Raw genomic sequence first — 18,095 nt, forward strand, 5'->3', positions numbered from 1 at the left:
TCGTGAGCGGCTCCGTCGGCGGTCCGCCGATTCAGGAGTCGTACCGGCTGCGCCGTGACGCGGAGCTGCGGCTCGGTGAGGACGGCGCGCTGACGCTGCGGCAGACCCGCTTCCAACTCACCCTGGAGCAACCGGGCATGGGCCGGCGGGCGCTGCTGCTGCGGCTCGCCGCCGACTGGGTCAACGACGTCGAGGTCGGCCGGCTGATCAGCGGCCTGGAGGGGGAGAACCGGGTGTTGCCCGCGCAGTTGCTGCTGCGCCGGCTGCTCGCCCACTCCTGGCTGGAGCGCCGCGTCCAGGTCGACGATCGGCCACTGCTCGACCTGGTGCCCACCGGCCTGGGTCGGGGCAGTCTGCCGGAGACCCGCCTGCACACCCCGGGGGTCCGCTATCGGCTCTCCCGTTTCGCCACCCTTCAGCACGAACGGGGCATGCTGGTGGCCGCGTCGCCGCTGAGCACCCTCGTCGTCGGCTGCGCCGACGCCGCCCTCGGCGCGGTGCTGGCCGCCGCCGTGCCGGGCGTCGGACCCGAGGCGGTGGCCCGCACGCTCGGCGTGCCGCCGGAGGTCGCCGGGCGTGTGCTCGACGAGTTGGCCACCGCCCGGGTCCTGGTCACCGACGCCGAGTTCGAGGCGGAGTGCGACGAGGCGCCGCTGGCCTACTGGTCGCCGGAGGAGCTGCGGCTGCACCACCGCTCCCGCGCCGGCCGGCACGCGCTGCCGGTGGGCGGCACCTACCGGATGCGGGAGCGTTTCGCCCCGCAACCACTGCGCCGCCCGTACCAAGGGAGTCGGGCGGTCGAGCTGCCACTGCCGGACCTGGCGACGATCGCCAAGGCGGACCCCTCGTTCAGCCAGGTGGTCGCGGACCGGCGCAGCGTGCGCGACCACGACGACGCCGCGCCGCTTCCCCTGGAACGGCTGGCGGAATTCCTGTACCGGTCGCAGCACACCACCGCCGTCGGCGAGGCCGGCGGGCAGGAGATCGGCCACCGGCCCTACCCGGGCGGCGGCGGCGTCTACGAACTGGAGATCTATCCGCTGGTCGCGCGCTGCGCCGGCCTCGATCCCGGGCTCTACCACTACGACCCGGTCGGGCACCGGCTGGAGCCGGTCGCCGCCTGGGGAGCGGCCGCCGACCGGCTGCTGGCGTACGCCCGGGCGTCCGGCGCCCTGCCTCGGCCGCCGCAGACGGTCCTGGTGGTCACCGCCCGCGTGCAGCGGCTCATGTGGAAGTACGAAGGGATGAGCTACGCGATGATTCTCAAGGACGCCGGTGTGCTGACCCAGCAGATGTATCTCGTCGCCACCGCCATGGGGCTGGCGCCGTGCGCCCTCGGTGCCGGGGACTCGCAGGCCTTCGCCGAGTTGTCCGGGCTCGACCCGCTGGTCGAGCCGAGCGTGGCCGATTTCCTGCTCGGCTCGCGCCGCGCCACCGGCCCGGCCGCGGCGGAGGGTCGGCCATGAAGTTCCGGCGGCAGGCTCTGCGCCAGTTGGAGGCGCCCGAGCAACTGGACCGGGCGGTCCGGCTGACCACCGTGCCGAACTGGTTGGCCACCACCGCGCTGGTCATCGTCGTGGTCGCCGCCGGGGTCTGGTCGGTACGCACGGTGGTGCCCCGGACCGTCGAGGCGGCCGGGGTGCTGATCCACTCGAACGGGATCTCCGCCCTCGACGCGCTCGATGCCGGTCAGGTCACCAAGGTGTGGGCGTCACCGCACCAGCGGGTGCCGAAGGGAATGCCCCTCTACAGCCTGCGCACGACGGACGGCAAGGTGCGGGTGGAGACCGCGCCGGGTGACGCGTACGTCGTCGCCTGGCTGGTCTCGGAAGGCGAGATCGTCACCCCGGGGACACACCTGGCCGACCTGGAACGGCTCGACACCGCCGGGGACGCGTTGCAGGCGGTCGTCTACGCCCCCGCCGTCGCCGCGCCGCTGCTGCAACCCGGCGTGTCCGTCGAGGTGGCCGCCGCGGCCGCGCCGCGCAACGTGTTCGGCACCCTGGCCGGCCAGGTCACCACGGTCGGCGCGTTCCCGGAGACCGAGGCCTCGCTGCGTGCCTTCCTGGGCACCGGGCCGGACGTCCGGCGGCTGCTCGCCCGTGGCAGCGTGGTGCGGGTGACGGTGGCCCTGGAGCCCGACCCGGCCGCCCCGGGCGGTCTGCGCTGGACGAAGTCCCCGCCGCCGTTCCAGCTCAACTCGGCCAGCGAGGTCACCGCCTGGTTCACAGTGGACCGGGAACACCCGATCGACTGGTTGCTGCGGCGATGAGCGCGCCGACGACCGCCGCCAGCGGCGCACCGGAGCTGCCCCGCATCCGGCGTCGACGGGTCCGCACACCCACCCTGATCCAGATGGAGGCGGTGGAGTGCGGTGCCGCCGCGTTGGGGATCCTGCTCGCGCACCACGGTCGGCACGTGCCACTGGAGGAGTTGCGCCGGGTCTGCGGCGTCAGCCGGGACGGCTCCACCGCGGCCACCGTGCTCAAGGGCGCCCGGCGGTACGGGATGGTGGCCAAGGGTTTCCAGATGGACCTGGCCGGCCTTGCCACCGTGGCGCTGCCGGCGGTGCTGTTCTGGCGGTTCGAGCACTTCGTGGTGCTGGAAGGGCTCGGCCGTAAGGTCTTCATCAACGATCCGGCCACCGGTCCCCGCGCGGTGAGCTGGGAGGAGTTCGACGGTGCCTTCACCGGCATCGTGCTCACCATGGAGCCCGGCCCGGAGTTCCGGCCCGGCGGCACCCGCTACCGGCTGGTGCGGGCGCTGGCCGAGCGGTGGCGGGGCCCGGGCTCGGCGATCGCGCAGATGCTGCTGCTCGGTCTGCTGATCGCCGTGGTCGGTCTGACCATCCCGGTGATGGCCAAGGTCTTCGTGGACCGGGTGCTGCTGCAGGAGGATCGTGCCGCGTTCGCCGGCCTGGTGGCGGCGGTGGCGGTGGCCACCGTGCTGACCTTCCTGGCCAGCCTGCTTCAGCAACGCCTGACCGTACGCGCGGAGACGGCGCTCGCCCTCGCCAGCGCCGCCCGGTTCTTCCGACATCTGCTGCGGCTGCCGCCGACCTTCTTCGACCAGCGGCAGGCCGCCGACCTCAGCCAGCGGGTCCGCGGCAACGAAGTGGTCGCTGAGGTGCTCACCCGCCGGACGGCCACCACTGTGGTGGACACCGGCCTGGTGCTGGCGTACGGGGCTCTGCTCTGCCAGTACGACCTGCTGCTCGGGCTGTGCGCGGTGGTCCTCGCCGGGCTGAACGTCAGCGTGCTGCGCTATGTCGCCTCGACCCGGTCCACCGCTGTCGCCGGCCTTCAGGCGGATCGCAGCAAGCTGGTGACCACCGTGTACACCACGGTTCAGATGATCGAGACGGTGAAGGCCGGCGGCGAGGAGGAACGCGCGGTCGCCCGGTTCGCGGCGCGCCATGCCACCGTCGCCACCCGTCAGCAGCGGCTGGGGGTGCCCACCGCGGTGCTTTCGGTCCTGCCGGCGCTGCTCGCCTCGGCGACCACCGCGGTGCTGCTGGGGTTGGGTAGCCGCGAGGTCGTGGCGGAGGCGATGAGCGTCGGCGTACTGGTCGGCATGCAGAGCCTGGCCGCCGCCATGAACCGCCCGCTGGGCAATCTGACCGCGCTGGGCTCGCGGTTGCAGGACATGAGCGCCGACCTCAACCGGCTACGCGACGTGGAGCGGTACCCACTGCCCCCGGCTCAGGACCGACCCGCCCGCCCGATGGCACCGATGGAGGGGCATCTGCGCATCGAGGAGGTCACCTTCGGCTACAACCCGTTGGGCCGTCCACTGCTGGAGAACTTCAGCCTGGATCTGCCGCCGGGCGCCCGGGTGGCGCTCGTCGGGCGGTCGGGCAGTGGCAAGTCGACGGTTGGCCGGCTGGTCGCCGGACTCTACCGTCCCTGGACCGGACGGGTGACCGTGGACGGCCTTGAGCGGGCCGCCGCCGACGACGGCCTCTGGGCGGCCACCGTCGCCATGGTGGACCAGGATCAACGGCTGTTCGAGGGGACGGTGCGGGACAACGTCACGATGTGGGACCTCACGGTCGCCGACGAGGACGTCGTCGCCGCGCTGACCGACGCGTGCCTCTACGACGAGGTTGCGGCCCGCCCGGGTGGCCTCGGCAGCCCGGTGCGGGAGAACGCCCGCAACTTCTCGGGCGGACAGCGCCAGCGGCTGGAGATCGCCCGAGCGCTCGTGCGCAACCCCAGGGTGCTGGTGCTGGACGAGGCCACCAGCGCGCTGGACGCCGAGACCGAACGCCGAATCGACAGGCATCTGCGCCGGCGGGGGGCGACCTGCCTGATCGTGGCCCACCGCCTGTCCACGGTCCGCGACTGCGACCTGATCGTCGTGTTGGACGGCGGTCGGGAGGTGGAGCGCGGCACCCACGAGCAGTTGGTCGCTCAGGACGGGGCGTACGCGCGCCTGGTCCGCGATCACTGACCACGACGATTCGAGGAGACGCTGATGAGTGGCGCGGTGGAGCATCCTTCGGCCGGCGGCCTGATCGGCTTCTGCTCGGACGGCGTACGCCAGGTCTGCCGCCTGGACGGCCCGGCGGCCGGGTGGCTGGTGACCGGAGGCGAGGCCGACCTGTTCGCGGTGCGCCGGGCCGGGATGAGCCCCTCGCGTCGTCACCATGTGGCCCGGCTGCCGGCGGGTGGCCTGGTGCCGACGTCCACCGCGATCGGCGCGTGGCAGTTGATCCTGGTGCCGCTGCCCGGTACGGAGTTGCGCGGGTTGTCCCGGCGTGACCTGTCCCTGCTGGAGCGGCATGTTCGGCTCGGTCGGGTGGCCGACGAGGGGCCGTCGTTGCGGGCGCGGGCCGCCGCGACGGAGTTGGTCGCGGCGGTGGACCGGGTGCTGGTCACCGTCGCTGACGCGTTGCGCCGCGGGCAGGCGCCCCGGCAGGCGTCCACCCTCCGGGGGCGCGAGATCATTTCGCTGGCGCAGGGGAGTGCCCTCACCTCCACCGGCGGGGCGTGGTGGCTGCGCAGCGCCGGTGGGCAACTGCGACGCAACGACGGTGGCCCGGCGGAGATGTCGGGGGAACGGGAGTTGCTGCTGGTCGCCGAGCGGGACTGGGTGGTGGCCGAGTCGCCGTGCGCGGTGGAGAGCCACGGCAGCTGGGACCTGCTGGTCAACGGTCAGCTTCGGTCGGCCGTCGACCAGCATGTGGCCCGGCTGCTGCGGATGGTGGAGACGCGGATCGAGGAGGCGGACGCGGCCTTACTGAGCGCCGTGCGGCAGCGCCGGGAGACCGACGCGGCGATGCTCGCCGCGGCGGCCCGCCGGTCGATCGGGGTGATCGGCGCCGGCGGCGCGGTTCCGGTTCCCGATGACGAGGCCGGCTTCGACAGGTACGGGCGGGCGGCGTCGGTGGTGCGGGTGGTCACCGAGGGGATGGGCAGCCCGATCAACGAGCCGGCCGATCGCAGCCGCGCGCCACTGGACGACCGGGCGGCGGTGCACGCGGTGACCCGGGCGTCCAGCCTGTTCCTGCGTGAGGTGCGGCTGCCGGACCGGTGGTGGCGGCGGGACCTGGGGCCACTGGTGGGGTGGCGGGCCGGCGATGACCCGGAGCGGCCCGTCGCGGTGCCGCTGGTGTTCCGCCGGGGCCGCTACCACCACGTCGACCCGGACACCCGGGCGTACGGTCCGATCGACGCGACGGTGGCCGCCACGTTCGCCGCCGAGGCGACCGAGGTGCAGGCGCCGCTGCCGCCGACCGCTCGGATGCGGCACCTGCTGCGGGCCGGGCTGGTGGGTGCGTCCCGTGACGTGCGGGGTCTGCTGTTCGCCGCCGCCTGCGTGGCGCTGCTGGGCCTGGGCGTGCCGCTGGCCACCGGCGAGGTGCTCGGCCAACTGGCCCGGCAGGGCGAGGTGACCGGCCTGCTCGGTTTCCTCGCGCTGATGCTCAGCGCCGCGGTGGTCGCGGGGCTGGTGGGTGTGGTGCAGAACCTGCGTCTGCTGCGGTTGGACGGCCGGATGCAGTCCGGCGCGCAGTTGGCGATCTGGGACCGGTTGATGCGGCTGCCGGCCCGGTTCTTCGCCGGTCGCAGCAGCGGTGAGATCGCCAACTCGATGTTGGGGATCTCGTTCGTCGGTGAGGCGTTGAGCGCGCTGTTGCCGCAGCTCGTCACGGCGGCCGCGACCGTCGCGGTGACCCTCGGCATGCTCCTGGTGGTCGAGCCCGTGCTGGGGCTGTGGGGGGCGGGGATCGTCGCCGTCACCATGTTGACCTTCGGCGGGTTCGCCGTGCTGATCGTCCGCCAGCAACGGTCCGCCCTGCCGGCCGAGCACCGGGCGGCGGCGATGACCAACCAGTTGCTCGGCGGCATCGTCAAGATCAAACTGGCGGCCGCCGAGACCCGTGCCCACGCACGCTGGTCGGAGGTTGCCGCGACGGCCCGAGCGGCGCTGCAACGGGTCCGGCAGAGTCAGGCGGGCCTGGTCGCCTTCGGCACCGTGCTGCCGATCGCCGGTCAACTGGTCCTGTTCGCTGTGCTGATGGGGCCGCTCGCCGGCCGGGTCGCGCCGGCCGACTTCTTCATCCTCAACGTCGGTTTCGCGATGCTGCTGGGCGCGTTGCTGGTGCTGGTGTCTGCCGGTGTCGAGGTGATCGCGGCAGTGCCCCGGCTGGGCAGCCTGCGGGAGATCCTGCGCGCCGACCCCGAGGCGCGGCCGGACCGGGTTGACCCGGGTGAGTTGCGCGGCGAGATCGCGCTGCACCGGCTCACCTTCGCCTACCAGCCGGACGATCCACCGGTGCTCACCGACATCGACCTGCACGTCCGGCCGGGCGAGTTCGTCGCCATCGTCGGACCGAGTGGTTGCGGAAAATCCACACTGCTCCGGTTGCTGCTCGGCTTCGAGCGTCAGCAGCAGGGCGCCGTGCTCTACGACGGCCAGGACCTTTCCGAACTCGACGTACACGCGGTCCGCAGGCAGTGCGGAGTGGTCCTGCAGGATGGTCAGCTCTTCGCCGGCTCGGTACGCGACAACATCTGCGGGGCCGGCAGCTTCCCCCTCGACCAGGTCTGGGAGGCGGCGCGGATGGCCGGCCTCGCCGATGACCTGGAGGCGCTGCCGATGGGGATGAGCACGATGGTGCCGTTCGGGGGTGGGACGCTCTCCGTCGGGCAGCGTCAGCGGGTGCTGATCGCCCGCGCGCTGGCCCCGCTACCCCGGATCATCTTCCTCGACGAGGCGACGAGCGCCCTGGACAACCGGACCCAGGAGGTGGTCAGCCGCAGCACCGCGGCCCTGGCCGCGACCCGGGTGGTCATCGCCCACCGGTTGTCAACGGTTCGTGCGGCGGACACCATCGTCGTCCTCGAGGCCGGGCGGATCGTCCAGCGGGGCAGTTTCGACGAGTTGATGGACGACCCTGACGGGTTGTTCCACCGGTTGGCGCGGCGGCAACTGCTCACCGAACCGGAACGGTCCGACGCCGTGCCGGAGGGCCGGCAGGCGGACGGGCAGCCCGCGACAAGCTGACCGGCCGGTCAGCCGTTGTCGATGACCGTGCTGTCCTCCAGGCACACGTCCGCGTCGAGGTGGTTCTCCAGCAGCTCGGCGATGTGCGCCTCCGACTGGTTCTCCACGGCGAGCCGGAACGCCTCGGTGAGCACGTTGACCACACCCTGGGTCAGCAACAGGGTTTCCCGGTCGAGATCGGCCCAGGACGACCGGGCGTCGCTGCGTACCAGCTCCGGAGCGAGGGTCAGCAGCCGGGCGGTGACGGCGGCGACCAGCTCGTCGGCGACCGGGCGGAGGCTGTCCAGCACCTCGCTGAGGGTCTGCAGTGCCGGAACCGTACCCACTCGTACCCGGTGCAGGTCCAGGGCGGCGCGCAGCGGGCGGGGCCGGACGGTGCGGACGGTGCCGTCGGTGGTCCGGCCGATCACACCGTGCCGGGTCAGCGCGTGGGCCAGCGCGGGACGGTCGGCGGTCAGGCGTTGCAGCATCGCGGTGAGCCCGTCCGGGGCCTCGTCGCTGGCCCGGACCCCGAGCATCGCCTCGATGGACACCAGGTTGAAGCCCTGTCGTTGCAGGGCGAGGATCGCGTCCAGCCGGCGGACGTGGGAGTCGTCGTAGAGCGCGGCCCGACCGTGCCGCACCGGTGGGGGCAGCAGCCGCCGGGCCTGGTGAGCTCGGATGTTGCGCGGCGACATCCCCACCTTGCGAGCGAGCTCCTCCACGCTGTACCCGACCGGGCCGCCGGGTGTCGTCGTCACCTCGTCGATGGTCACGGTGGCCTCCGGCAGCACTCGGTGACGGAACACGACAACCCCGTCGAACCGCTGTCACGCTGGCGGTCCGCCGATCGCAGCGTAAGGGTGGGAGCAGGGCGGGTAACAGGCGAGGAATTACTACTTGTCCATTGTGGTGACAATCATTAGGATCACCATCCGCCGCAAGTCGCTGATTCCCAATTACCCGACTTTCGCCGCAGCGCGACCTTTTCGCGGCCACATTCGATGAATTTCCCACTCTCCGAGCCGACCGGATCCACCGGTGACCCACGATGAAGCGAAACCGGCGGCCCGGAACCTCCCGCGCTGCCTGTCGCCGCCACCGGCGGTCGACAATCGAAGGGAGCAGGGTGTGACACCTGTTGATCGAGCGGTCTTCGTGGCCGCGTACAGCCGGCTGGTCGCCGACGTCTGGGCCGACCCGGCCAAGGAGCAGGCGCTCGACCGGGACCCGCGGGGTTTCCTCGCCGGCTACGGGCTCCAACTGTCCGAGGATGTGCAGGTCCGGGTGGTCCGGGACATCACCGACGCCGATCCGGATCTGGAGGTGCAGGTCGAGTCCTGGCAGCAGGCGGGCGGCACCGGGACCTTCGTGCTCTTCGTGCCGTCGCTGCTGCCGGTGGCTCAGGTGGAGCTGGCCGAAGACGAACTGGACAGCGTCGTCGCCGGCCTGGACCCCAGCTGCGCCTGCTGCTGCCCGTGCTGCTGCACCTGACACCGAACTCTGCCGCCCAATGGCCTGCGCGGCAGATTCTGATGGCAGTCAGCGGAAATCGTTGATTGTCGAAGCTCGATCTTCGTAGCGTTCTCGCCACGGCGCTCACACCCCGTCTTACAGCCACCCGAGGAAAGGACCGAACGATGAGCAACGACGACCAGGAATATGGCGCGAGGTTCGTGACCAAGTACTCGGAACTGGTCACCGCAGTGTGGCGCAGCGACGAGGAACTGCAGCGCCTGCTCGCCGACCCCACCGGCTACGCGACGGCGGCCGGCCTGCCGGTCGCCCCCGGCGCCCGGGTCGAGGTCGACCGCGCCCAGCCCGCCACGCTCTACACCAAGGACCAGATCGTCGCCGACTGGGCCGGCACGCCCGGCCTGCACGTGCTGCACGTGCCCGAGGTGCCGCTGGTCGACCTCAACGAGCTGACCGAGGCCGAGCTGGAGACGGTCGCCGGCGGCGTGGCCCCCATCGCCGACAACAACGTCAACATCATCGCCGTCCTCATCCTCTGAGTTCCCCACCCCCCGCCGGGAGCCTCGATGACTGACACGACCGAGACCATCGCGTTCCGATCCGGCACCTACCGGACGGCCACCGTGGAGCAGACCTGGGAGCGGGTCGGGCGCCTGCTCGACCGGTTCCGGATCACCCGGGTCGCCGACATCACCCGGCTCGACGAGATCGGCCTACCGGTGCACGTCGCCTACCGGCCGGTGGGAGCCACCATGGCGGTGAGCGTCGGTACCGGCGCCACGGCGACGCAGGCCCGGGTCAGCGCGGTCATGGAGAGCATCGAGTCCTGGCATGCCGAGAACCTCCGACCGGGGACCGTCGTCCGGTCCCCGGCGGAGGCGCTCGACCTGCCGTACGACATCCGGTGGCTGCACCTGGCGGAACGGTCACCCCTGACCTCTGCCGTCGAGCTCGACTGGGTGGCCGGCCGGGGGCTGGTGACCGGCACGCGTTGCCTGGTGCCCCGCGCCACCATCGAACTCGACTTCACCATCCGGCGTGGCTGGGACCGCGCCCTGTTCACTCCCAGCAGCAACGGTCTGGCCACCGGGAACACCTTCGCCGAGGCGAGCCTGCACGCTCTGCTGGAGGTCGTCGAACGCGACTGCATCGCCCCGTACTGCACCTCACCGTTGGCCGAGCGCACCTACGCCGACCCGGCCACCGCCACCAACGCGATGACCCGCACGGTGCACGACGCGCTGGTGCGGGCCGGTTGCTGGGTGGAGGTCTGCGACATCACCAACGCGGTCGACGTCCCCTGCTACGCCGCCTCGATCTGGTCGGAGGACCTGCCGGTCACCTTCGGCGGCTTCGGCTGCCACCTGGACCCGGAGATCGCCGTCGGTCGAGCCATGGCGGAGGCAGCGCAATCGAGGCTCGTCATGGTCTCCGGTGCCCGGGATGACATCGACGCCACCGCGTACCAGGACGTCGGCGGACCGCCGGTGCCGCCGCCCACCGTCGATCGGCCCCTCCGGCCGGTCCGCCGGGATTCGCCACCGGCGGGGGACGTGACCCAGGTGCTGCGCGAGCTGGCGTCGCGGGTGCAGCGGGTCACCGGCGTCGAGCCGTTCAGCGTCGACCTGACCCACGACGACATCGGCATACCGGTGAGCAAGGTGTTCGCCCCCGGCCTGCGGATGTTCGACGAGCGTGCCCTGAGTACCCGACCGGGAGTGCCCCGTGACTGACGTCGTCTTCATCGGTCCGAGCCTGCCGGCCGACGAGGTCGGTCGGCTGCTGCCCGACGCGGTGGTGCTGCCGCCCGTCGCGCACGGCGACCTGCTCCGCCTGGACGTCGCCCCCGGCGACCGGGTCCTCGTCATCGACGGGTTCTTCCTGCAACACCCGCCGGTCCGCCACCGGGAGATCCTCGACCTGCTCGACAGCGGCGTGACAGTTGCCGGCGCCGCCAGCATGGGCGCGCTGCGCGCCGCCGAGCTGTGGCCGTTCGGGATGCGTGGCGTGGGCGAAGTGTTCCAGCTCTACCGCGACGGGGTCGTCACGGGCGACGACGAGGTGGCCGTCGTGCACGGGCCCGCCGAGGAAGGCCACCGTTCCTTGAGCGTCCCCCTGGTGAACATCAGGGTCGCGCTGCGCCGCGCCGTCGCGGCCGGTGTGCTCAGCGACGCCGAGGCGGTGCTGCTGCTGAACATCGGCCGGGACCTGCCCTTCCGGCGGCGGTCGTACCGGGCGCTGGAGCGCAGCGCGCCACCCGAGGCGGCGACCGTGGTGGACCGCTTTCTGACCTGGCACCGGCAGAACCCCTGCGACACCAAGGGCGCCGACGCGCGGATGCTGCTGTCGATGGCGGCGGACAACGCCCCCGAGCTGTGCCCGGCGCACGCCGGCGACCAGCCGATCGACAACCTGCACACCCGCTTTCTCGACAGCTGGCGCTCGCGGTTCGCCGGCGAGTCGGTCGGCGGGCACTGGGCCAGCGACCGGGAGGCCGCCGCGGTGCTGATGCTGCTGCATCCCGAGTCGGCGACCTGGCACCGGCGGGCGGTGCTGGCCGGGCTGGCCGAGGTCGACATCGCCGACCCGATGGTCGAGGAGCGCGCCGCCGAGGTCGCCCGCCGGCGAGGGCTGACCGGCGCGCCGCCGAGCGGATGGGACTGGCTGACCGACCGGGAACGGGGCCTCGACGACCGCGAGGCGGTGCTGCGGCTGCTGGTGCGGGCGTTCGGCACCACGCCGTACCGCAGCCTGGCGCTGTGGATGGTCGCGGCGCCGCTGCGTACCCCCGCGTTGCTCACCGCGGCGCGGCAGGTCGCGGCGACCGCGGCGTCGCTGAACGAGACGCTCGTCCCGCGTACGACGGGGAACCGCCGCCCGGGTGGTCGACTGCACTTCCGCACCGAGATCGTCGACGCGTGCTTCGCCCGACTGTGGGGCTGTGCCGCCGACGAGCTGGAAGCGGCGGCGTGGGACCGGGGCTTCGTCGACCTCGCGGCGTTCCGGTACGCCGCCGAACCGTTGGTCGCGTACGTCAAGGCGTTCGGTTCCCCGCGACTGCCCGCGGTGGGCACGCGCGCCCAAGAGGACACCCTGGCCGGTTCCGCGGCCCGGGTCGGTTGAGGAGGAGTCGATGAGCGGCACGGTGAAGGCGGCACTGATCTACCCCCCGCTGACCGATCCCACCTCGGGATACCACTCCCTGAACTACCTCGATTCGTACGCCCGGGCACAGGGGCACCGGCCGGCGGAGATCATCGACGCCAACATCGAGGCGTTCCACCACTCGTACACCCCGTCGGCGTACGACTGGCTTCGCCGCGAGCTGTCCCGGCTCTCGATCGACGACCTCAGTGGCACGGACGCGCTGATGGCCCAGGCCAACCAGCTCGGCCTGCCCGACCCGGATCCGGAGCGGCTGCGTCGGTCGATCGGGGTGCTGCAGGATCCGACCCTGTTCTACGACTACCGGCACTACCAGGACGCCGTCGAGGGCGTGATCTCCTGGATGGACGCGCTCGGCACGGTCGGGTTCCCCGGGCAGTTCCACGCCGGCTTCCGGCTCCACCCACCGCCGATGATCTCGATCGGCTCGGTGGCCGCGCTGACCGACGAGACGCTGCTCGCTCGGCTCAACCGGCCCTTCCTGCCGTACTACGAGGACGTGCTGATCCCACGGCTGGCCGCCGGCGGGCACCAGGTGATCGGCATCAGCGCCACGTACCAGTGGCAGTTGCCGTTCGCGCTCTGGATCGCCCGACTCGTCCGGCGGGCCTGCCCGGACGTCTTCCTCATCGCGGGTGGCACGGAGATCTCCGACGTCTGGAAGTGCGCCAGCAAACCGGAGTACGTCTTCCAGGTGCTGGCCGACTTCGACGCGATCGTCGTCGGCGAGGGGGAGAGCGCGTACACGGAGATCCTGGACGCGGTGGCTGCCGGCACCCTCCCGGCCGGGCACCCCAACGTCCGGCTGCACCCCAAGTACGGCCGCCAGCGCCAACTGCCCCTGCGGTACGAGCGCCTGGCGCAGGTGCCGGTGCCGGACTTCTCCGGCCTGCCCTGGGACCTCTACCTCAGCCCGGAGCGGTTCGTCTACTACTCGCCGACCCGGGGCTGCTACTGGAACAAGTGCACGTTCTGCGACTACGGGCTGAACACCGACGGTCCCACCAGCCCATGGCGGCAGGACACGGTGAGCACCATGATCGCGGACGTCACCGAGCTGTCGAAGTTCGCCAAGTTCATCTACTTCTCGGTCGACGTGCTCGCTCCCGCGACCATCCTGCGCTTCGCCGAGCAGGTCGTCGAGCGAGGGCTGGACTTCCGCTGGGGCGCCGAGATCCGGCTGGAGAAGTACTGGTCGGACGAGCGCTGCGAGTTGCTGCGGCGCAGCGGCTGCGTGGCCATCTCGGTCGGCTTCGAGTCCGGTAACCAGCGCATCCTCGACCTGATCGACAAGGGTACGAAGCCGGAACAGGTGCGCCGCACCATGACCGCGATGACCAAGGCCAACATCGGTGTGCAGATGATGGGCTTCACCGGTTTCCCCACCGAGACCCGCGAAGAGGCGTTGGACAGCGTCACCTTCCTGCGCGACAACCCGGACCTGTGGACCCTCGGCGGGCTCGGTGACTTCATGCTCACCCCGGGCGCCATCGTCGCCAAGGAACCCGATCGGTTCGGCATCACCAACGTGCGGCCGGTGGAAGGGTCGGACATCGTCCGGATGCTCAAGTACGACGAGCCGGTGACCGAGGCGGCGCAGGCCGAGGTCGCCCAGGCCAAGGCCGGCCTGAACCCCGGGCACTACCACCGTCCGTGGCTGGGCAGCACCGACACCCCGCACACGTTCTTCTACCACGACCGGTACGGCACGGCGGTGCGTGGCGTCCTCGCCAACGATCGGGTTCGGCACGACACCGACGACCAGACCGAGTTCCTCGCCAACGGCGCCTTCGTGGACCGCGACGACGAGCAGGTCTGGGAGGCGTACCGGCGGATCCGGTCCGACGAGCAGGAGGGCGTCCCGGGCGACCTGCCGGCGGACCGGCACCTGTTCCGCCGGGTCGACGGGCAGGTGTTCGCACTCAACCGCAGCAGCCGACTGTTCCTGGATCTCTTCCACGCGCCGCTCACCCTCGCCGAGGCGCAGCGTCGGCTCTGGATCGTCGAACCGACCGTCGCGGACCGGGTCTGGCGGACCTTCATCGGGCAGCGGTTGATTCGCCGGCATCGGCTCCCGGCCGAGCCGGTGCGGTGAGCCGGCCGCCCGGCGGGGTATTCCGTCCAGGCGCCCGACCGGTCGTCGTTCGGGTAGTGCAGGTCGTACGTCGTGGTCCGGCCCGATCCCGACGCCAGCGGCTCGGTCCTGACGGTACGCGCCCCTGTGCCCGGTTGGTGCGGAACCGGGCCAGGTCCGGGTGTGCGCGGCTCTCAGGCCGTTGCGGCGCTCACCGCGATCTCGCCGTTCACGCCGGCCGGGTAGAAGCCACCCGAACTCACCTGGTTCGGGCTCAGGTACACGATGTTCAAAACCGATTGGGCCGTGCGGCCGTAGCACATGCCGTTTTCATCGGTGGGGATGAAATTCGGGTCGGTCGCCGTGCCGACCCCCTGGTCGTCATCCGTTGGACCATCAAGACTGTTGCGCGCGTCAGAGATCTTTCGTACCGAGTCAAATACTGTGTCGTCGGTGAGTCCGGCGCTGTAGAGCGCGGATCGGACAATCCCCGCGTGGTACGCCTCGGTGGCCAAAAGGCCAGCTGCCGCATCAAGGTACGTTTTGTTCGACAGCAGTGACGCGGAGCCCTTGAACGCCGACACTCCGACGTCTTCGAACAGGAACGCCGCAAAGAGGAAATTGAGGTCGTTCGCGTACGGGTCAAAGCTTTCGCCCTGCTTGATTAGACCAGCGGCAGTCGCCGCCGCGGTGAAGCTCGTGTCCAGCGAAATCGCGGGACGAGCAACAGCGGCGTTGCCGAGCGCGGATCGCAGGAAGGCCACGTGCTGCATCTCGTCGGCGGCGATTTCCTTCGCGAACCTCTGCACGAAGTTGCTGCTGAAGTTGACTGAACCTCCGCCGGACACCTCACCGCGCACCCCGGTGCCGGTAGTCATCTCGTCGGGAAGCCCGGATCCTGTCGTCGCGCGGAGATAGAACTCGGCTTCGAGATATTCGAGATTGAGCGCGAAGTTGAGGATGGCCGCGTCGCTCGGCGAGCCGCCACCTGCCGGATCGGCCGCGCAGACCCCTGGATCAACCAAGGCCGTGAGCCTTCGCCGATCTGTTTCGGATTCTGCACTGCGTGACACCGCCTCTGAGATGAACCACTTGTCCATGCTGCCTCCGTTTTGGTGCATACAGGTCCTAGCTGTCCGTCTCAGTCAACCCGACCGAAATGGATGACTCTCACGTTAGCTGTGAGAACGAACCTCAGGAATTGTTTGCGGAAATATGGTCGAGCATGCCTGACCCGGGGCAGTTCGGCGGGTGCGGTGGGAGGCCCCTTCCGCCCGCGGACGCGCCTTTGTACGACATCAACCAGCGTGGCGCTCGAACAGAACGTCGGCGTCCTTCCAGCACTCGTGCGCCTTCGGTGGCGCGAGAGCCCGCGCCTGCCGGAACTGGTCCTTGGTCATGCCTCTGCTCTGGGCCTCGTGGGCGTCGACCGCCAGTTGGCGACGTGCGGGATCGGAGTCGGGGGCTGCGTAGAACTTTCCGTCCCGCAGAAGGGCCTTCACCGCATCCGGCCCCATTCCCAGCTCCGCACCGATCGCCGCGCGGTTCATTCCCGCCTCCTGGAGGGCGACCGCCCGACGGCAGCGCTCAAGTCGCGCGGCACGTGTTTCGGCGTTCGCGCTGGGGTTGGTGGCGCGTGGTGCCGGTGATCCAGGCTTCCTGGGTCGCTGGAGCCGTGGATCGTCCGGCTTGCCGAATACCACGCTCGGCACCGGCCGAGGTTCGCCAATGATCCACGACGCGAAGACGTTGTGCAGGTTGCCGAGGTCAGCCGAGGTCACGCCGACGAGGCGGATGCCAGTGCGAGCGGCGAGCTCGACCTTCCGCTCCATCTTGCTCGCGTAGGCCGGCTCGTCCGGGAGGCCCCAGGCCTCGACGTAGGTGCCGTCGTCGAGCAGCCAGTCGGCCCGCAGGCCGGTGGTGTTCAGGTCGGGATCGTAGGGCCAGTAGGGCTCGACCTCATGGGCGATGCCGTTCGCGGTCAGGAAGTCGTCGATGTGCCGTTCGAGGAGGGACCGGCACAGGTGGCCGTCCGAGGCGACGGTGACGGTGCCGCGAGCCAACTGCACACCGTCTCCGAGCAGCCCCGCCCGCTTCAGCCAGTCGGCCCAGATGAGCGGTGCGCGCTGCTCGGCGCCGGCAACCGCGCGGCGGACGCGGGCCCGGGGAACGTGCATACGGATGAGCATGGCGCGGTCCGCCGCGGCCGGTTCCACTGTCGACACCAGCCGCGGGATCTGCGCCTGGCTGGGCGGGCCGCCCAGTTCCGCGGCGAGTTGCTGCAGGCACCAGACGGCCAGTGGCTCCCACGACTCGTCGCAGCCGCGGTCGACCAGGAACCCCTTCACGGCCTTACGGGCGCACCCGGAGCAGTACGCGAGCGACTTGGCCCCCGGCTCCGCACGCCGGGTCGCGGTCAGCGCGTCTCTGCCGCAGAGGCGACAGGGAACGGGCTTCTGGCCGTGCCGATACTCGCCGTGGTCGTGCGGACCGAACAGGGACTCCACGTCACGCAGGTAGTAACTGTCGTGGTGGAGCCAGTAGGTGCCGTCCTCAGCGAAGATCCGGTTCTCCTTCTCGTCGGTCCACCGCAGGGGCGACAGATCGGCCAGCCCGTTGGGAAACACGTCCCGGTGACGGGCCCACATCCGCCACACCTGTTGCTCGGCCAGTTCCGACGCCCGCCGGGACTCGGCCGCGTACCGGTCGGCGACACCGAGGTGACGGAGGAACTGCTCCGGATCGGGTGCGGCCCAGCGAGTCGCGACGGGGACGATGCCGTGCCGCCGCAGCAGGATCTCGGCGGGTTCCCGGTACGCGTCGGCATGGACGTGAAGGACCTCGGTCTCGGGGTCGTACCACCCCATCGAGGGCTCGGCACCACGCGGCTTGAGAAGCCACCGCGCACCACGGTGCACCAGCACCGCGTCGGGAAACCAGTCGCCGACAACCGCATCGTGTTGCGGGATACCTGCGCGTTCGAGCGCGTCCAGAGCTGCTCGCCGGTGACGCTCGTCGTCGAGGAACAGCACCTCGTCCTTGAGCTGTCCGATCCGACCACCGGCCTGGTTGACGACGTAGACCAGGTGGTTGCCGAACACGGACTGTTGCTGGACGCGCAGCGGTGTGGAGGAGACGTCGGCGGGTGGGTCCAGCCGCCACTGGCGTACGTGGTTCTCGGCTTGGGCTTCGAGCAGCACGGCCTGCTCGGCCCGTGCCGGCGGAATGTGGTCCATTCCCGGCACCGCCGTGACGAGAGCGCCGTCCGTCCGGTCCTCGCGACGGCTGAGGAAGTCGTCGATGAGCGCGAGCGCCTCTCCGGGTGAGGACACCCACAGCTGCAACTCGCCGTCCGCCTGACCGGCCCTCAGCCGAGCATGGCAACCGATCTCCGCCGCCTGCGCCGCCTCCGCCAGGTCGTGGAAGCGGTCTCCTCCGACGAGGCCGTGGTCGGCGTCGTACACGAACGCCATGTGCCGGTCCCGGTACGACCCGCCGTACGTGATCGGCTGGGCGATCGAGATCGCCTTGGGGTTGTACTCGTTGTCCGGTCGCGGGACGAGCGCCACGACGACGTCGATCCACTCGTTCCGGCTTCCGCTGCCGTGGCGCAGCAGCTCGAGCTCGACGAACTCGTTGAACCGCGCCCTCACCCACGTCGCGCAGTCGATGCGGAGCTGGCCGCGGGGAAGCATCCACAGGCCGTGCTCGGCGCTGAACGAGATCGCTGCTGACACGAGAGCGAATGATGCCAGGGATGATCAAGGAGGCGGCGGGGGGTCGGGGCACGCCGCTGGTCTGACACCAGCATCGTTGTCGGGCAGCGCCTTTCATCGATCCATGGGACGTCCTTCGGGAAAAGGCTTGTCGTCAACCCGACACCGCGTCACGG

Annotated in this window: 12 protein-coding genes; 9 read left to right on the forward strand and 3 right to left on the reverse strand. The window is 70.9% G+C overall.

Going from position 1 to position 18,095, the window contains the following annotated elements; genetic code table 11:
• Positions 1 to 2 precede the first annotated feature (2 nt).
• The 4 genes from DLJ59_RS16860 to DLJ59_RS36955 are packed head-to-tail and all read left to right on the forward strand — an operon-like array spanning position 3 to position 7,509.
• The gene (locus DLJ59_RS16860) at positions 3 to 1,466 is read left to right on the forward strand and encodes a SagB/ThcOx family dehydrogenase (protein WP_124773589.1); all 1,464 of its coding nucleotides are present in this window, start codon (positions 3 to 5) and stop codon (positions 1,464 to 1,466) included.
• Complete coding sequence (locus DLJ59_RS16865) at positions 1,463 to 2,272, forward strand: HlyD family efflux transporter periplasmic adaptor subunit (protein WP_124773590.1); 810 nt, start codon at positions 1,463 to 1,465, stop codon at positions 2,270 to 2,272. Before DLJ59_RS16860 ends, DLJ59_RS16865 begins: the two co-directional genes overlap by 4 nt.
• Positions 2,269 to 4,452, forward strand: coding sequence for an NHLP family bacteriocin export ABC transporter peptidase/permease/ATPase subunit (locus DLJ59_RS16870; RefSeq protein ID WP_124773591.1), 2,184 nt, complete (start codon positions 2,269 to 2,271; stop codon positions 4,450 to 4,452). The genes DLJ59_RS16865 and DLJ59_RS16870 overlap by 4 nt, the downstream gene beginning before the upstream one ends.
• 24 nt (positions 4,453 to 4,476) lie before the next feature.
• Positions 4,477 to 7,509, forward strand: coding sequence for an ATP-binding cassette domain-containing protein (locus DLJ59_RS36955; protein WP_208648727.1), 3,033 nt, complete (start codon positions 4,477 to 4,479; stop codon positions 7,507 to 7,509).
• 8 nt (positions 7,510 to 7,517) lie between these two features.
• On the opposite strand, the gene DLJ59_RS16880 is transcribed toward DLJ59_RS36955, so the two are convergent.
• Positions 7,518 to 8,297 (reverse strand): MerR family transcriptional regulator, encoded by a 780-nt coding sequence (locus tag DLJ59_RS16880; RefSeq protein ID WP_124773592.1) that lies wholly within the window; start codon positions 8,295 to 8,297, stop codon positions 7,518 to 7,520.
• 322 nt (positions 8,298 to 8,619) lie between these two features.
• On the opposite strand from DLJ59_RS16880, the gene DLJ59_RS16885 reads away from it, so the two are divergent.
• From DLJ59_RS16885 to DLJ59_RS16905, 5 genes are all read left to right on the forward strand, one after another.
• Positions 8,620 to 8,982, forward strand: coding sequence for a hypothetical protein (locus DLJ59_RS16885; protein WP_124773593.1), 363 nt, complete (start codon positions 8,620 to 8,622; stop codon positions 8,980 to 8,982).
• Positions 8,983 to 9,128: 146 nt separating this feature from the next.
• Positions 9,129 to 9,503 (forward strand): class IIb bacteriocin, lactobin A/cerein 7B family, encoded by a 375-nt coding sequence (locus DLJ59_RS16890; protein ID WP_124773594.1) that lies wholly within the window; start codon positions 9,129 to 9,131, stop codon positions 9,501 to 9,503.
• 27 nt (positions 9,504 to 9,530) lie between these two features.
• Positions 9,531 to 10,697 (forward strand): YcaO-like family protein, encoded by a 1,167-nt coding sequence (locus DLJ59_RS16895; protein WP_124773595.1) that lies wholly within the window; start codon positions 9,531 to 9,533, stop codon positions 10,695 to 10,697.
• Complete coding sequence (locus tag DLJ59_RS16900; protein WP_124773596.1) at positions 10,690 to 12,087, forward strand: TfuA-like protein; 1,398 nt, start codon at positions 10,690 to 10,692, stop codon at positions 12,085 to 12,087. Before DLJ59_RS16895 ends, DLJ59_RS16900 begins: the two co-directional genes overlap by 8 nt.
• A gap of 10 nt (positions 12,088 to 12,097) precedes the next feature.
• A complete protein-coding gene (locus tag DLJ59_RS16905; protein ID WP_124773597.1) occupies positions 12,098 to 14,224 on the forward strand; it encodes a B12-binding domain-containing radical SAM protein in 2,127 nt (708 codons plus the stop codon).
• A gap of 173 nt (positions 14,225 to 14,397) precedes the next feature.
• Here DLJ59_RS16905 and DLJ59_RS16910 read toward each other — a convergent pair whose 3' ends face one another.
• Together DLJ59_RS16910 and DLJ59_RS16915 are read right to left on the reverse strand one after the other, a co-directional pair.
• On the reverse strand, positions 14,398 to 15,303 hold the full coding sequence (locus tag DLJ59_RS16910; RefSeq protein ID WP_124773598.1) for a ferritin-like domain-containing protein: 906 nt from the start codon (positions 15,301 to 15,303) through the stop codon (positions 14,398 to 14,400).
• 198 nt (positions 15,304 to 15,501) lie between these two features.
• The gene (locus tag DLJ59_RS16915; RefSeq protein WP_124773599.1) at positions 15,502 to 17,940 is read right to left on the reverse strand and encodes a hypothetical protein; all 2,439 of its coding nucleotides are present in this window, start codon (positions 17,938 to 17,940) and stop codon (positions 15,502 to 15,504) included.
• Positions 17,941 to 18,095 lie beyond the last annotated feature (155 nt).

The sequence above is a fragment of the Micromonospora inaquosa genome (assembly GCF_003857055.1).
GTDB lineage: Bacteria > Actinomycetota > Actinomycetes > Mycobacteriales > Micromonosporaceae > Micromonospora > Micromonospora inaquosa.

Bases quoted from the DNA above. Each gene is read 5' to 3' on its own strand.
- DLJ59_RS36955 (WP_208648727.1), top strand. From the start codon at position 4,477: ATGAGTGGCGCGGTGGAGCATCCTTCGGCCGGCGGCCTGATCGGCTTC.
- DLJ59_RS16865 (WP_124773590.1), top strand. From the start codon at position 1,463: ATGAAGTTCCGGCGGCAGGCTCTGCGCCAGTTGGAGGCGCCCGAGCAA.
- DLJ59_RS16870 (WP_124773591.1), top strand. From the start codon at position 2,269: ATGAGCGCGCCGACGACCGCCGCCAGCGGCGCACCGGAGCTGCCCCGC.
- DLJ59_RS16890 (WP_124773594.1), top strand. From the start codon at position 9,129: ATGAGCAACGACGACCAGGAATATGGCGCGAGGTTCGTGACCAAGTAC.
- DLJ59_RS16895 (WP_124773595.1), top strand. From the start codon at position 9,531: ATGACTGACACGACCGAGACCATCGCGTTCCGATCCGGCACCTACCGG.
- DLJ59_RS16910 (WP_124773598.1), bottom strand. From the start codon at position 15,303: ATGGACAAGTGGTTCATCTCAGAGGCGGTGTCACGCAGTGCAGAATCC.
- DLJ59_RS16905 (WP_124773597.1), top strand. From the start codon at position 12,098: ATGAGCGGCACGGTGAAGGCGGCACTGATCTACCCCCCGCTGACCGAT.